The sequence below is a fragment of the Pseudomonas sp. 11/12A genome, from assembly GCF_000800055.1.
Lineage (GTDB): Bacteria > Pseudomonadota > Gammaproteobacteria > Pseudomonadales > Pseudomonadaceae > Aquipseudomonas > Aquipseudomonas mohnii.
Map to the genome: position 1 here is coordinate 382532 of NZ_JUGV01000001.1, position 15809 is coordinate 398340.

11 protein-coding genes and 2 pseudogenes are annotated in these 15809 nt (G+C 56.5%); 11 read left to right on the top strand and 2 right to left on the bottom strand.

Annotated elements, in window-relative coordinates; all coding sequences use genetic code 11:
• Positions 1 to 160 precede the first annotated feature (160 nt).
• From GQ39_RS01830 to GQ39_RS01870, 11 genes and pseudogenes are all read left to right on the top strand, one after another.
• Positions 161 to 2380: an EAL domain-containing protein gene (locus GQ39_RS01830; protein WP_047526794.1), complete on the top strand. Its 2220-nt coding sequence runs from the start codon at positions 161 to 163 to the stop codon at positions 2378 to 2380.
• Positions 2381 to 2425: 45 nt separating this feature from the next.
• Positions 2426 to 2755, top strand: a pseudogene (locus GQ39_RS33655) (PAS domain-containing protein); the annotation flags it as partial.
• Between the two features lie 120 nt (positions 2756 to 2875).
• Positions 2876 to 4003 carry a methyl-accepting chemotaxis protein gene (locus GQ39_RS01835; protein WP_425272126.1) on the top strand — a complete coding sequence of 376 codons (1128 nt, stop codon included), beginning with the start codon at positions 2876 to 2878 and terminating at the stop codon, positions 4001 to 4003.
• A gap of 4 nt (positions 4004 to 4007) precedes the next feature.
• Positions 4008 to 4277 (top strand): hypothetical protein, encoded by a 270-nt coding sequence (locus GQ39_RS01840; protein ID WP_047526797.1) that lies wholly within the window; start codon positions 4008 to 4010, stop codon positions 4275 to 4277.
• Positions 4278 to 4623: 346 nt separating this feature from the next.
• Positions 4624 to 4929, top strand: a pseudogene (locus GQ39_RS33660) (DUF4214 domain-containing protein); the annotation flags it as partial.
• Between the two features lie 669 nt (positions 4930 to 5598).
• Positions 5599 to 8778 carry a beta strand repeat-containing protein gene (locus tag GQ39_RS01845; RefSeq protein WP_236693073.1) on the top strand — a complete coding sequence of 1060 codons (3180 nt, stop codon included), beginning with the start codon at positions 5599 to 5601 and terminating at the stop codon, positions 8776 to 8778.
• Between the two features lie 337 nt (positions 8779 to 9115).
• Complete coding sequence (locus tag GQ39_RS01850; RefSeq protein ID WP_047526799.1) at positions 9116 to 10153, top strand: extracellular solute-binding protein; 1038 nt, start codon at positions 9116 to 9118, stop codon at positions 10151 to 10153.
• A complete protein-coding gene (locus GQ39_RS01855) occupies positions 10150 to 11874 on the top strand; it encodes a diguanylate cyclase domain-containing protein (protein ID WP_047526800.1) in 1725 nt (574 codons plus the stop codon). The genes GQ39_RS01850 and GQ39_RS01855 overlap by 4 nt, the downstream gene beginning before the upstream one ends.
• A 244-nt stretch (positions 11875 to 12118) precedes the next feature.
• On the top strand, positions 12119 to 12310 hold the full coding sequence (locus GQ39_RS01860; RefSeq protein ID WP_047526802.1) for a YegP family protein: 192 nt from the start codon (positions 12119 to 12121) through the stop codon (positions 12308 to 12310).
• 189 nt (positions 12311 to 12499) lie between these two features.
• A complete protein-coding gene (locus GQ39_RS01865) occupies positions 12500 to 13426 on the top strand; it encodes a LysR substrate-binding domain-containing protein (RefSeq protein WP_047526803.1) in 927 nt (308 codons plus the stop codon).
• Between the two features lie 57 nt (positions 13427 to 13483).
• Complete coding sequence (locus GQ39_RS01870; protein ID WP_047526804.1) at positions 13484 to 13849, top strand: 5-carboxymethyl-2-hydroxymuconate Delta-isomerase; 366 nt, start codon at positions 13484 to 13486, stop codon at positions 13847 to 13849.
• 3 nt (positions 13850 to 13852) lie between these two features.
• Here GQ39_RS01870 and GQ39_RS01875 read toward each other — a convergent pair whose 3' ends face one another.
• Entirely contained in the window at positions 13853 to 14788 is a 936-nt protein-coding gene (locus GQ39_RS01875) for a LysR family transcriptional regulator (RefSeq protein ID WP_047526807.1), read from the bottom strand.
• A 97-nt stretch (positions 14789 to 14885) separates the two neighbouring features.
• The gene (locus GQ39_RS01880) at positions 14886 to 15803 is read right to left on the bottom strand and encodes a DMT family transporter (protein WP_047526809.1); all 918 of its coding nucleotides are present in this window, start codon (positions 15801 to 15803) and stop codon (positions 14886 to 14888) included.
• Positions 15804 to 15809 lie beyond the last annotated feature (6 nt).

Below are 15809 nucleotides of genomic sequence, written 5' to 3' on the forward strand. Positions count from 1 at the left end.
GCCATTAGTAGGTTCCGCCCAATGCGGGAACCGGCTTTGCCGAGCAGGACAATGGGCCTGAAAGACGAAGCGCCGTGACACCAGTTCTTGACCAGAACTCGTTGTCGCGGCGTTTTTTTTTGTTAACAGAAAGGAATCTCTACAACACAGGGGTCTGCGAATGAAGGTGACAAAAGATCTGGAGGAGTTGCTCAGGCGTATTCGTCTCGATCACGAGGAAATTGTCGAACGCTTTCGCTTTCTCGACTGGAGTGCCGAAGATGCCGAGCGACTCGGTGCAGCAGCTCAGCACATGGCCCCGGCTCAACAGGCTTTCGTCGATCATTTGTACCGTCACCTGACGAACTTCTCCACGCCGTCCGCGTTACTTCGTGCGCCGGAGGTCACCGCACGTTTGAAGCACAGCCAGGTCGAGTATTACCAGTGTTTGTGGGGCGGGCCCTTCGATGACACCTACGTCAACGGTCGTCTGCGCATCGGAGTGATTCACCAACAAGTCGGCCTGGAGTTGAAGTGGTACCTCGGTAGCTACCGTCTTTACTTGGATGACATGCTTAAAAGCGTATTCGGCGACAGCCAAAACGCCACGCTCTATTCGAGTCTGTTGAAGGCGGTGTTCTTCGACATGACCTTGGCCATCGACACCTACAGCGCGGCTCAGCACAAGGCTCTGGAGGATAGTGAGGCTCGCTTTGCACGTGCGCTACGCGGTGCCAACGATGGAATCTGGGATTGGCATGTCGATCAGGATCGCCTGTACGTTTCAGAGCGCTGGGCCAGCATGCTCGACCTCAACCGCGATAGCATCGGCGAGAGCAGTGCCAGTTGGTTCGGTCGCGTGCATCCGGACGACCTGCCGGATTTTCGCCAAGCCATCGATGCCCATATAAAAGGGCAGACATCTTCTGTCCATCACGAGTACCGCATCCGTCAAAAAAACGGTGGCTATATTTGGGTACTGGTTCGAGGGGTCGCCGAAGTCACGACAACAGGCCAGCTACGCATGGCTGGCTCACAGTCGGATATCAGTGCACGCAAGGACGCTGAGCAGCGGCTCAATCACGCCGCCCACCATGATCCGCTGACCGGCCTTGCCAACCGTATGCGCCTTGACGAGCAAATGCAGAAAACCTTCATGAAGCGGCGCAAGGGAGGGGCTCACGAGGCGCTGCTGTTCATCGACCTCGACCGCTTCAAGTTGATCAACGATAGCCTCGGTCACAACGTCGGTGATCGCGTGCTGGTAGAAGTGGCACAGCGCTTGAGAGACGCTCTGCGCCCCAGCGATCAGCTGTTCCGCTTCGGCGGAGATGAGTTCATCGTATTGCTTCATGAACTCTCCTGCGAACGCGACGCCGAGCAAATATCCCAACGCATTCTCGACAACCTGCATCAACCCCTGCACCTGGACGGTCGTGTCCTGGTGGTCAGCGCCAGTATTGGCATCGCCCCATTGCACGATCACGGCAAAGCGCTGGATGTCTTGCAGGCCGCCGACCTTGCCCTCTACAGAGCCAAGTCTGCCGGCAAGGCACGGTTCGCCCATTACAGCGAAGCGTTGCAAGACACCGCACAGCACCATCTGGAACTGGAGTCCGCTCTGGGCCAGGCGCTGCAACACAATGAATTCGAACTGCATTACCAACCGATCTATCGTCTTGAGCAGGGGACGCCCCTCATGTCCGGGGTCGAAGCGCTGGTACGGTGGCGCCATGGCGAACGCTTGATCTCGCCACTGGAGTTCATCCCGGCGCTGGAAGAGTCGGGGGAAATCATCCGCGTCGGCGAATGGGTATTGCGCCAGGCCTGCCAACAGACCCGCCTGTGGCAACTGGCCGGACATGGCCATCTGCGCTGTTCGGTGAACATTTCCAGCCTCCAGTTGCAACAGGCCGACTTCATCCTCCGAGTGATCGACATCCTGCGTGAAAGCGGCCTGCCACCTGCCAGCCTGATCCTGGAGATTACTGAAAGCCAACTGATGCATGACGATCTGGACACATTGGCCTGTCTGAACGAATTGGCCAGCCTGGGCGTCTTGTTGGCGCTGGACGATTTTGGCACCGGTTACTCCTCGCTCGGTTATCTCACACGCTTTCCACTGCACATCCTCAAGCTGGATAAAAGTTTCATCGGCGGCATCCCGTACGACAACAAACAGAGCTCGATCAGCCAGGCGATCATCGGCCTCGGCCGTAGTCTTGGCCTGGAAGTCGTGGCCGAGGGCATCGAGAGCCCGGCACAACTCGACTTTGTGGTCGGTGAAGGCTGCCACTACGCCCAAGGCTACTGGTTTAGCCGACCACGACCTGCTGCGCAGATGCAACGGTTGTTCAGCGGAGAAGACTGTTTCGAGGGGCTCGGATGTCCATTGCTGTAAGCACGGCAGGCACCCAGCGTTATCCATCAGCTAAGGAGGCAAATAATGAAAATCAATCTTCCGGTCAGTGGTCGTGCTGTCGAGTTCAGCGTCAATGCGAACATTCTTTCAACAACCAACCCGAAGGGCGCCATCACATACGTCAATCCGGATTTCATCAATATCAGCGGTTTCAGTGAGGCCGAGTTGCTCGGCGTCAATCACAACATCGTGCGTCACCCGGATATGCCGCCAGAAGCTTTTGAACATCTTTGGCAAACCCTCAAGGCCGGACGCTCGTGGATGGGCCTTGTAAAAAATCGCTGTAAGAATGGTGATCACTACTGGGTCAGCGCCTACGCCACGCCGATGCAGCGCAATGGTGAAACAGTGGAATACCAATCGGTTCGTACGTGCCCACCGAAAGCACTGGTAGACGCCGCCGAACATCTCTATGCGCAGTTGCGCAGCGGTAAAAAAACACACTGCCTGTCTCCGTCGCGACTGTCCGTTGGCATGCGCTTGGCACTTGCTGGCACTGCGCTGAATCTGCTCGGTTTTATCGTTTTAGGCTGGGTGGGCGCCCTATCCTGGAACCATGCAGCTATCGCAGCGCCGCTATTGAGCTTGCTGATCGGCGGCATGCTGCGCTATAGCCTGCGTCCCCTCGACGTCCTTGCCCGAAAAGCCACAAATATCGCCAATAATCCACTAAGCCAGATGCTGTACACCGGCCGTCGCGACCAATTTGGACAGATCGATTTCACCTTGCAAATGCTCGAAGCCGAGACGCGGGCAGTCGTTGGGCGCATTGCCGATTCGGCCCATCAGTTGAACAAAGAAGCCGAAGAACTCGTCGCCGCAGTGGACAATAACAACAGCGTGACCTTACTGCAGCAAGGGGAAACTGCCCAGGTGGCCAGCGCCATAACCCAGATGGCTAGCAGTGTGCAGGAAGTGGCGCGCAACGCTCAGCTCACCGCCAACGCAGCGAGCCTGGCCAATCAAGAAACCGACCGAGGTCGAGAACTGGTCGAGCAAACCTGCCAACACATCGATAGCCTCGCCAGCGAGGTGCAGCAGACCAGCGCGGTGGTTTACCAATTGGAACAACATAGCCAGGAAATCAACCGCGTCCTCGAGGTCATCCAAAGCATCGCCGAACAAACAAACCTGCTCGCCCTCAACGCCGCTATCGAGGCCGCTCGCGCCGGCGAGGCCGGGCGCGGTTTCGCCGTGGTCGCCGACGAAGTGCGCGGGCTGGCTTCGCGCACCCAGCAATCCACCGCGGAAATCCAGGGAACCATTGATACCTTGCGGCGCTCCACGGGTGACGCCGTGGTCGCGATGCAACGTAGCCACAGCAAGGCCGAAACCAGTGTTGAACAGGCACAGTTTGCCGCCCGGGCGCTGGATGGAATCACCCAGCGAGTCGGTGAAATCAGCGACATGAGTGTGCAAATAGCCGCCGCCGTGGAAGAGCAGAGCTCGGTGGGTGACAGTATCCAGTGCAACCTGACAGGTATCAGTCAAGCCACTCAGAGCAATGTGCTTGCCGGTAACCAGAGTCGCACGACTGCTGCCCATGTCGCCCAACTGGCCGAGCGCCTTCAACTGCTGGCGGCGCAATTCTGGGGGCGTTAACGTAATGAATGACGGTTTCGAGTTGGCTGATAAGCAGCCACCGCAACGACAGCTAGGGCTGGATAACCAGGTGTTGGAGTTTTTCCGTCAATGGCATCTAAGTGGTGTCTATCTGTGCTGTACGACTTGTGGCAACGGACAAAAAGCCAGTGATGCCAACTTGCCGTTCCTCCATAAGGACAGCTGTCTTCGTGCCGATCCCCAGCACTTCCCGTGGCGTGATCTTGCCTGCATCCTCCAGTGGATACCGAGCGAAGATGTCGTTTATATCTAAGGCTGACCCTGAGAGGCGTCACCGTGGTGTTTTCTTACACGAGATTGGGAGTTTTTCGTGTTTAAAAAAATCAGTGGCTTTTTGCTATTGTTCATTATAAAAAAGTACGCAGTTAGCGACGTAAACCCGTGTTATCGATTGTTTTTCATTTTGAATAGGTCAAATAATCGAAGTTAAGAAGAGACTCTCTTCGAGTAGCTGTCGTTATTTGTGTAGATAAGGCCATGAAATGTTTGGAGTTTGTGGCTTTTTTTGACCAGGGTGTTGAGCGGCCGCGCGAACCTTTCGGGCTGGTCAATGGATTACGGAGTTCCATCGTTCGATGGCGAACATCATAGGGATAAGCATGACCATTACTCAGACTAAATTGGCAGAGTTGTACGTTTCTTTCTTCAATCGTGCGCCTGATTCCGCTGGCTTGGCTTATTGGGTTGATCAACTTGATAAGGGCAGCCTGAGCCTGGAAGATATCTCCAGAAACTGGATGTCGGAGCAGCCTGAAGGTCTCGCCAAATACCCGTCGACACTGACTAATGCCGATTTCATCAGCAAAATTTATCAAGCGACGTTGGGTCGAGCACCTGATGCCGAAGGTCTTGCTTATTGGCAGAGTCAATTAACCAACAACAGCGTAGGTCGCGATGTGTTCCTGGCCGCCGTGATCAATGGCGCCAAGGAGAACTCTTCGACCCAAGGCGTGCTCGACGCAGCTACTTTGAGCAATAAGGCTACAGCAGGCTTAGCGTTTGCGGACAAAGGTCTTAATGATCTCACATTGGCTGGCCAAGTCGTCGCCTCTGTCAATAACACTCCTGACTCCCTGACGGCTGCTAAAGCTGTCATCCAATTGGTCCCGGCCACCGCTGCTGACTTGTCCCCTGCTTTGATTAATCTGCTGTCGAAGGCTTTCGATAGCATTATCAATCTGAGTGCAAATGCTCCGGGCGAAATGGGTGACCTGGCGACCTACCTGACCGCCGTTGCTGGCAAAGTCAGCGCTGCAACTAACCTGACAACATTGTTCACTAGCATCAATACCAAGGTTATGGCGGCCCAGACTAACCCGACCGCATTGGACAACCCGGTTACCCAGGCAATTGATGATGTGACGACTGCCACTCCAGGTGGCAGTACGGGTGGTGCGACCTTTACTGTTAGTGACGTTGACGGGGTTGTTACATTTGCAGGTACGGCAACTGGCGATATCACTTTTTCAGTCTCGGCGAATGGTGAAGCAACATTCGTTCGTGGTGGTGTTACAGCAGCGACAAAAGTCTCAATTGCAACAATCGATAGCATCGCGGGAGCGGCAACTATCAAGTTGTCCGCTAATGCCGAACTGAGCAATGCCAATGCCATGAAGCTGACGGCCCTGGCGGGTTACAGCGCCAATGGCAAGAGCATCACCCTGGTCGACACCGCGACCAACCTGCTGAACAGTACCTTTAGCGGTGAAGTGGCCAATAAGTTGTCGGCCGATGCCGAAATCGACGCCGTTACCGCGAGCCAATTGGCGGCGTTGACCGGGTTTGGCCTCAACGGTAAAAGCGTCACCCTGGTCGACACCGCGACCAACCTGTTGAACAGCACCTTCAGCGGCGAAGTGGCCAATAAACTGTCCGCCGATGCCGAGCTGTCCAATCTGAATGCCATGGCCTTGGTCGGCCTGACCGGTTACAACGCCAATGGCAAGAGCATCACCCTGGTCGACACCGCGACCAACCTGTTGAACAGCACCTTCAGCGGCGAAGTGGCCAACAAGCTGTCGGCCGATGCCGAGCTGTCCAATCTGAATGCCATGGCCTTGGTCGGCCTGACCGGTTACAACGCCAATGGCAAGAGCATCACCCTGGTCGACACCTCGACCAACCTGCTGAACAGCACCTTCAGCGGTGAAGTGGCCAATAAGTTGTCGGCCGATGCTGAAGTCGACGCCCTTACCGCGAGCCAATTGGCGGCGTTGACCGGTTTTGACCAGAACGGTAAAAGCATCACCCTGGTCGACACCGCGACCAACCTGCTGAACAGTACCTTTAGCGGTGAGGTGGCCAATAAGTTGTCGGCCGATGCTGAAGTCGACGCCGTTACCGCGAGCCAATTGGCAGCGTTGACCGGGTTTGGCCTCAACGGCAAAAGCGTCACCCTGGTCGACACCGCGACCAACCTGTTGAACAGCACCTTCAGCGGCGAAGTGGCCAATAAACTGTCGGCCGATGCCGAGCTGTCCAATCTGAATGCCATGGCCTTGGTCGGCCTGACCGGTTACAACGCCAATGGCAAGAGCATCACCCTGGTCGACACCGCGACCAACCTGTTGAACAGCACCTTCAGCGGCGAAGTGGCCAACAAGCTGTCGGCCGATGCCGAACTGTCCAATCTGAATGCCATGGCATTGATCGGCCTGACCGGTTACAACGCCAATGGCAAGAGCATCACCCTGGTCGACACCGCGACCAACCTGTTGAACAGCACCTTCAGCGGCGAAGTGGCCAATAAGTTGTCGGCCGATGCTGAAGTCGACACCGTTACCGCGAGCCAATTGGCGGCGTTGACCGGTTTTGACCTCAACGGTAAAAGCATCACCTTGGTCGACACCGCGACCAACCTGCTGAACAGCACCTTCAGCGGCGAAGTGGCCAACAAACTGTCGGCCGATGCCGAGCTGTCCAATCTGAATGCCATGGCCTTGGTCGGCCTGACCGGTTACAACGCCAATGGCAAGAGCATCACCCTGGTCGACACCGCGACCAACCTGTTGAACAGCACCTTCAGCGGCGAAGTGGCCAACAAGCTGTCGGCCGATGCCGAGCTGTCCAATCTGAATGCCATGGCCTTGGTCGGCCTGACCGGTTACAACGCCAATGGCAAGAGCATCACCCTGGTCGACACCGCGACCAACCTGTTGAGCAGCACCTTCAGCGGCGAAGTGGCCAACAAGCTGTCGGCCGATGCCGAGCTGTCCAATCTGAATGCCATGGCATTGGCCGGCCTGACCGGTTACAACGCCAATGGCAAGAGCATCACCCTGGTCGACACCGCGACCAACCTGCTGAACAGTACCTTTAGCGGTGAAGCGGCCAATAAGTTGTCGGCCGATGCTGAAGTCGACACCGTTACCGCGAGCCAATTGGCGGCGTTGACCGGTTTTGACCTGAACGGTAAAAGCATCACCCTGGTCGACACCGCGACCAACCTGCTGAACAGCACCTTCAGCGGCGAAGTGGCCAACAAGCTGTCGGCCGATGCCGAGCTGTCCGATCTGAATGCCATGGCCTTGGTCGGCCTGACCGGTTACAACGCCAATGGCAAGAGCATCACCCTGGTCGACACCGCGACCAACCTGTTGAACAGCACCTTCAGCGGCGAAGTGGCCAACAAGTTGTCGGCCGATGCCGAGCTGTCCAATCTGAATGCCATGGCCTTGGTCGGCCTGACCGGTTACAACGCCAATGGCAAGAGCATCACCCTGGTCGACACCGCGACCAACCTGTTGAACAGCACCTTCAGCGGCGAAGTGGCCAACAAGCTGTCGGCCAATGCCGAACTGTCCAATCTGAACGCCATGGCCTTGGTCGGCCTGACCGGTTACAACGCCAATGGCAAGACCATCACCCTGGCCGACACCGCGACCAACCTGCTGAACAGCACCTTCAGCGGTGAAGTGGCCAATAAGTTGTCGGCCGATGCTGAAGTCGACGCCCTTACCGCGAGCCACTTGGCGGCGTTGACCGGTTTTAACCTCAACGGTAAAAGCGTCACCCTGGTCGACACTGCGACCAACCTGCTGAACAGCACCTTCAGCGGCGAGGTGGCCAACAAGCTGTCTGCGGATGCAATTGGTCTTGGCGTCGGCGATGCGCAGGGCTTGATTGCATTGAATGGCTTTAATCCCAATGGGCACACTTACAGCATCAGCGACACCATTCTGGCTGCAAATGGCCAGAACTTCACAACGGGCTTCACCGGCAACACCGGTGTGACACTGACAGGGAGTAATGGTAACCAGACGGTGACCGGTTCGGCTTACGCCGACACCATCGCTGGTGGTGCTGGTGCCGACACTCTGACTGGCGGTGGTGGTAATGATACGTTTGTATTCGCTCCCAGTGACTCAACCCTGTATTCAATGGACACCATCACCGACTACCGTGCATCAGGCAGTGACACGATCAGTTGGACCGGCGTTCCTATTTTCGCGGGTGATACAACATTTGCCGGTACATTTGGATCATCTGACGTTATGGATGCGGATACCCTTGGTGTTCCGACTGGCCAGGGCTTAAACGGGGTTAATATGGCTCTTGATCTCATTGCTAGTTTTGGCGGAAACCACAACGCCACGTACGTGTTTCAGTACGACGGCAATACCTACATCTACGTCAATGCACACGAATATGCCGGCATGTATGACCCTAACGACACAGTGATTAAACTCACCGGTCTGGTAGGTGTCGCAGGAGTCACCGATATCCATAGTCTGGGTATCACCGGTTTGGCTTAACCATTCCAACTCCATCACGACTCGGTGAGGGATGTAGGTGAAAGCCAAGAAATCCCGCCTCTCACAAGGAGGCGGTTTTTTTTTGCTGTGTGCCCGGCATGAGCGCAATGTGTGGGTGAATCCGCCGTAAGCGGGTCATTGTTCAGCATCTGAGGCGCAACTGGGCAGGAGCGTTCCTGAGGGGCGCTTACAGGTTGCGATCCGGTTTCAAGCTCAATAGGCAGTCGTGATCAGCCCGGCGTTTCCGACCGAAGGCGCGGCCTGTTCGAATAGGTTGCCAAGCATCGGCACATTGCCCTATGTATAGTGGCCATATTGCATCTTCTGGGCAGTCTTCATGAGTTACCGGTGCCCATTGTGGGTAATACCTTTCATCTTTTTGCTATCACTGCAGGTCAAGGCTGATACGCCAACATTGCGTGTGCTTGCCTGGCCTGGGTATGCCGACGGTGACATCGTTGCTGCCTTCGAAAAACGCCATGGCGTTAAAGTCGAAGTCACCATGGTGGGTAGCGATGAAGTGCTTCGAAGCAAGATGATGGAAAACCGGGGCGGTGATTTCGATGTGATTGCTGCCAATACGGCGGAGGTCCACTACTACGCCGACCAAGGCTTACTTCAACCGCTTCGCCCGGAGCGGATTGCCAATACTTCTCGTCAGCTCCCGCGGTTTCGCGATTATTCAAGAATCCCCGATGTAGTGGTCGACGGTCGCATCTACGCCATTCCCTATGTCTGGTCAGACATGGGACTGATCTATGATCGAAAGCAGTTCAGTCAGCCACCCGACTCGATCACCAGCATGTGGGACCCGAAGTTTCAGGGCAGTGTGCTGGCATTCAATACAAGCAACCATAATTTTTCCCTGGCCAGCCTGTCTTTGGGCGGCGATCCGTTTCGGATAAAGGTTGCCGATTTTGCCCGTGTGTCCGAGCAGTTGGTTGCTCTGCGCCGCAATGTCCTGACGTTCTATTCGCTACCGGAGGAGGCTGCCGAGCTTTTTCGTTCGCATAACGTGGCACTTTTGTTTGCCAACTACGGGCGTCAGCAACTCAAGCAGCTACGAGACGCGGGGATCGATGTGGGTTATGCGATCCCGCGTGAAGGTGCGCTGGCCTGGCTCGACTGCTGGGCAATCAGTCGTGGTGCGCGCGATCCGGTACTGGCCAGCGTCTGGATCAATTACATGCTCGAACCTGAGGTCAGCATCCTCCTCACTGAACGTCAGGGGCTCCCAAATACACTGCAGGAGCCGAACGAGGGCGGTTCCACACACACCTTGATCTGGCTGCGTCCCGTTGAGGACGACAAACGCCGCGCCGAGCTTTGGCAACGTATCGTGTCGGGCGAACGTCCGCCGTTGGAGCTGCGATGAGGTTCGGCATCGCCTTTAAACTTGGCTGCTTGATGGCTGTTTTTGGCATGTTGCCCACGGCTCTCGCGGGGTACTACATCTATAACAGCAGTCGCGAGTTACTGCTTCAGGCAGCCGAGCGCGATTTGCAAACCGCGGTTCAAGTGCTCGGGCGTAATCTTCAGAGCAGTTTGCACAATATCTCTCTGGATGCCGCTGTGTTGACTCATGGTCCGCAGGTTCGCCAGTTGGCGAGTATCAACGACCCCGCGCAACGTAGTCACGTGCAGGATGATCTGGCCGCCTTGTTCCGCGCGATGTTGCTGGCGCATCCTGACTACATGCAGATTCGTTTGATCAGCGCCTCCGACCATGGACTGGAATGGGTTCGCCAGGATCGGGACGGCAATCATATCGTCAGGGTCAGCGGTGCCGATCTGCAAGAGAAGGGGCATTTTGCCTATGTGTTCGAGGCGTTGAAGTTGGCTCCGGGCGATGTACGCATTTCGCCTATTGTCATCAATCGCGAGCAAGGCGCGCATTCCGGGTTGGGCAAACCGACGTTGCACGTTTCGACGCCTGTGGCGGACGCCGACGGGAAAGTGTTCGCCCTGCTGGTCATCAATGTCGATCTCGACCAGTTGTTCAGCCAACTGCAAAGCGATTTGCCGGATGAATATCAGGTCTATCTCAGTAATCGTTGGGGCGATTTATTGATTCATCCCGATCATCGGCGGACGTTCGGTTTCGACCAGGGCCGCCGGCTGTTTCTGCAAGATGAGTTTTCTGAAGTGTCCCGGCTTCTCGATACGAGCGGCCCCAATAGCTTGATCAGTCGTAGCGTCGAACAAAATCAACAAGATGGTTTGGTTGCGGCTTTTGTGCGGCTTGCCAACAACAGCAAAACATCTGAGCCTTTTATTATTCTAGGCCTGGGGCAACTGCAGAGTCATGTGCTGGCGCAAGCCTCGCGTGCCGGTGGCTATATCGCTCAAATTGCCGTGTTTTTCAGTCTGCTGGCACTGCTGGTAGCGTTCATTGTGTCCCGGGCGCTGATTCGTCCGCTGCGCAACATGACCGAAGCGGTCGAGTTGTTTTCCCGGGAACGGAAGATCAGTGAGCTGCCGCCTCGCCAAGACGAGTTGGGTGTATTGGCGCGCAGTTTCCGTGCGATGAAACAGGAAATTCTCACCCAGCTCGAAGACCTCACCCACAGCCGCGCCGCGTTCGAACACCTGGCCCGCCATGATTCGCTGACGGGGCTGCCCAATCGGCGGATGTGCTTCGAACGTCTGGAACAGGCCTTGATCAGTGCGCGACAGAGCGGTCAGAAAATGGCTTTGCTGTTTGTCGATCTGGATCATTTCAAGGAGGTGAATGATCAGTGGGGTCACCGCTTTGGCGATCAGGTCCTGCAGGCGGTGGCCAAGCTGCTCGGTTCAGTCAGTGAGGCCCGCGACAACGTCGCACGCTTGGGAGGGGACGAATTCGTGATGTTCTTTGAGGATGTCCAGGATCCTCGGAAAATAGTCGCGTTACTGGAAAAGCTGCATGTCTGCTTTCAGCTGCCGCTTTTGATCGATGGAAAAGGGGTGAACGTCCATGCCAGCATGGGCGTGAGCATGTTTCCACGCGACGGCAACGACATTGGGACTCTGATCCAGCATGCCGATCATGCAATGTATAAAGCAAAGAGTGCGGGCAAAAACAGGTACTCCTTCGAAGTGATGGTTGAAAACTGACAGAGAAGTGGGTGCCTGGGCAGGGTCGCTGTTTTTCTGTATGAATAAGCCATTTAGACGTCTGAAAGTTTACCGAGCCTGGTCGTTGTTATTCCCCGTATCCGTGTGATTTTTACCGATAGAAGGTCACACGTTTCTTCGCAATATTTACTGGCTTTTGTTTGCCTTTATATCCCGGATCGCTCCTCTACTCTGTCGGCGCAGGTCAGTTTCCTGTCGTCATTAATAACCGCAAGGAGCGAGTATGTATTTTGAGATTTACAGGCAAACCCGTGGCACCGTTCTGACTGGCAAAGGCCAATGGCGCTGGCGTTTGAAGGCGGGTAATCATGAAACGATTGCCAGCGGGGAGGCTTACATCAACAAGTCGGATTGTCTGCATGCCATCGGTTTGATCAAAGGCACATGCGAACAGACGCCGGTCAAGGAGATCTAGGCGTCAAATATGAAGCTGCCCATGCAGGGCAGCTTCGTTTCAGCCGGGCGATTTAACCCGGACTGTAAGACAAAACCGTGAAGGCCTTTACATTTAACGCAAGTAGTCAGGTGATTCTCTCTAGTCGCATAGACGCCGATTGTGACATCTCCCTAAACTGTCGACAGTGTATGGGCGCAGGGGCAATGGATGAATCGCAACGAACTACGCAAGGCCGACATCAATCTGATGGTGGTGTTTGAAACGCTGATGATCGAACGCAACGTCACCAAGGTGGCGAAGAAGCTGTTTCTCGGCCAGCCAACCATCAGTTCGGCGCTCAACCGCTTGCGTGCGATGTTCAACGATCCGTTGTTCATCCGTGTCGGTCATCGCATGGAACCGACCGCGCGGGCTGAAGAGATCTTTCGATACCTGTCGCCAGCGCTGGATTCGTTGTCGGTGGCGTTGAGTCTGACCCACGATTTTGACCCCGGTAGCAGCACCATGACCTTTCGGATCGGCATGTCGGACGATGTCGAGTTCGGTCTGCTGCCGTCGCTTCTGCGCGCCTTGCGCCAGGAAGCGCCGAAAGTGGTGTTCGTGGTGCAGAATGTCGATTCCTGGCGAATTCCCGATTTGCTGGCGTCCGGCGATGTCACGGTCGGTATCACTCAGACGCGTGGCCTGCCGGCCAATGCCAAACGCAAGTTGCTGCGGCACATTCAACCCTGCGTGTTGCGTGCCGATGCCTCCGATACGCCTCTGACCCTCGATGAATACTGCTCGCGTCCCCATGTGCTGGTGTCCCCCGTCGCCAACGTCAGTGGCTTCGCCGATGAGTGGCTGGCGCAAATCGGTCGCACGCGCCAAGTGGTGCTTTCGGTGCCGCAGTACAGCTCCTTGCCTGCATTGCTCGCCGGGACCGATCTGATTACCAGCCTGCCCGATTACGCAGCGCAGGCCATGGCAGCGACCGGGCAGTTGTTCAAGGAACCCTTTCCGTTCAACACGCCGACCCTGGAGCTGTCCATGGTTTGGCTCAGTCATGCCGACACCGACCCCGCCGAACGCTGGTTGCGCTCGCGCCTGGAGTCGTTCATGGGCGAACGCAATTTGTTGTCGCTACCGCAGTGAGCAAGGCAGCTCTGTGTTATATCTAAGTCCTTTGCGCCGACCTACAGGAGTAACGTCATGCCTCATCTGCACCTGGAATACACCGCCAACCTGCCCGAGCTGAACGCCGATGTGGCATTGATTCGGCTTAACAATGCGCTGGTGGCGTCCGGTCAGTTCGGGGCCGAGTTCGACATCAAGAGTCGCGCGGTGAAGGTCGAGACATTCAAGGTCGGTACTGCCATGGCCGAGCGGGCGTTCGTGCATGTGAAGCTGGCACTGCTGAGCGGGCGCTCGCCGCAGATCAAGCAGCAACTGTCCGAAAGCCTGCTCACCGTCGTGAAAGATCTGTGCGAATGGCCGGCGGGCGTTGAAGTCCAGTTATGTGTGGAAATCCTCGACATCGACCGCGAGTCCTACGCGAAGACCGCCATTGGCGTCTGAGTTTCAGGCCCCTTGCGGATCGGTGCAGGCCCTGATCACTTGTTCGCGCAACCAGGCGTTGGCTCTGTCCTGATCGACCCTTTGACTCCACTGCATGTCGAGCGTGAAGCCCGGTAGACCCTCCGGCGCTTCACGGTGATTGAAGGCTGCTTCATCGGCCAGCAGTCGCTGGATGCGCCGGGGCAAAGTCAGGATGAGGTCAGTGCCTGTGATCATTTTCAGTGCCGCGCTGTAGCTATTGGCCCGCGCCACAATGTGTCGTTTCCGCGCCTGCTGTGCCAGCCAGCCATCGACCATATTGGTGGTGGACGTCCATGGTGTCGGGAACACATGGCGACGCTGGACGAACGCTTGCAGGCTCAAGCGCGGTTCCACTGGTGTGGCGCAGGCGTCGAAGACGCAGACCAGATCATCTTTCAGCAGCGTGCGCGCATTCAAGTCGCCGTGGCTGCGATGAAAGTTCGGGCCGAAACCAATCACCAGATCAAGGCTGCCATCGCGCAGTGCCTCGGCCGGGATATCGGTTTCGAACTTGTGCATGTTGATCATCACCGGAAGGTCGGCGAAAGCGAAGTTCTTCAACAGGCGCGGCAGGATCAACTGCTCGAAATACTCCGGTGCGCAAATGTTGAAGGTCGCCGGTTGCAAGGCTGGATTGAACGCGGGTGCCCCGGCGTGACACAGATTGATGCTTTCGAGGATCTTCAGCACATGAGGGTACATGTGGCTGGCCTTGAATGTGGGGCGCATGCCGCTACGGGTATTGATGAACAGCTCGTCGGCGAACCCGGCGCGCAGTTTTTTCAGGCAATAGCTGACAGTGGACTGGCTGACACACAAGGCCTCGGAAACCCCGGTGACGCTGTTTTGCTCGTATACGGCGACGAACACCATGAGGTCCTGCATGTCGAGCTTTCTTAGCACGTTACTGTTGAGCATTCCTTGTCTCTCGCGGCTCGTCGGGCGCTGCGGGTGCGCAAACCTGTGCGAGCGATCCTAGCGCAACGAAAGAGCAAGGAGAACGTCCGGCAAGTATTCAACGGCCAGCGCTTACAGGTGTCGTGCGTCGGCTGGACCTTAATAAGGCAAGCATGCCTGCCCCGACCATCACTGCGCCCAGTGTTTCCAGGGGCAACGGTGACTGACGCCCCCAGAGCCAGTGAAACAGGGTAATGAACAGTGTGCTCAGATAAATGTAGGCAATGACCGAGGACGGAGCGATCACGCCAATGGCTCGATGCAATAACCAGAATGTCGCCAGGGTGGCAAACAGTGCCAGGTACATCAGCCAGTAGACATCCGTCGTCGTCAGCAATGACGTTGAACGCCAGCCGCCGCTGAACCCACAGAACGTCAACAGGAACAGCGCGCCGAACAGCATGTTCCAGAAAGTCATGGCCACGGGGCCGCGCCCCTTGAGGCTACGGGTTTTGAGTCGCTGGCTGAGGGGCGAGTAGAGCGCCATTGCCAGGCAACCGACGCCATACACCGACAGCGCGTACAGCGAAGGCAACTCGCCGGGGCCAGTGCCTTTCATCACCAGGAGCGCGGCGCCGGAAGCGGCGATCAGCATTGGCCACAGTCGTTGTTTGAAGTGGCTGTCGGGCATGAGCATTGCCTCGAAACCCAAGGTCAGCAGCGGCACCAGGGTAAACATCGTTCCGGTGTTGACGGCCGAGGTATAACGCAGCGCCTCGAACAGCGAACCGAAATACACCGCCAGCAACAAGCCGATTACGCAGTGGCCAAACAACCCGCGAGCGGTCATCACGCTATCGCCCTTGAACAGCACCAGGGGGAGAAATGCCAGTGCGCAAAACAACAGGCGCAAACCGGTGAGCAGGATCGGGTCTATGGCCTGGCTGACCTGCGCCGCAGCGGAAAACGACGCGGCGATCAACACCGCCCAAAGCAGCATGCCAGCGTGAGCAGTAGCGAATCCGGTGTGTTTCATGGTGGC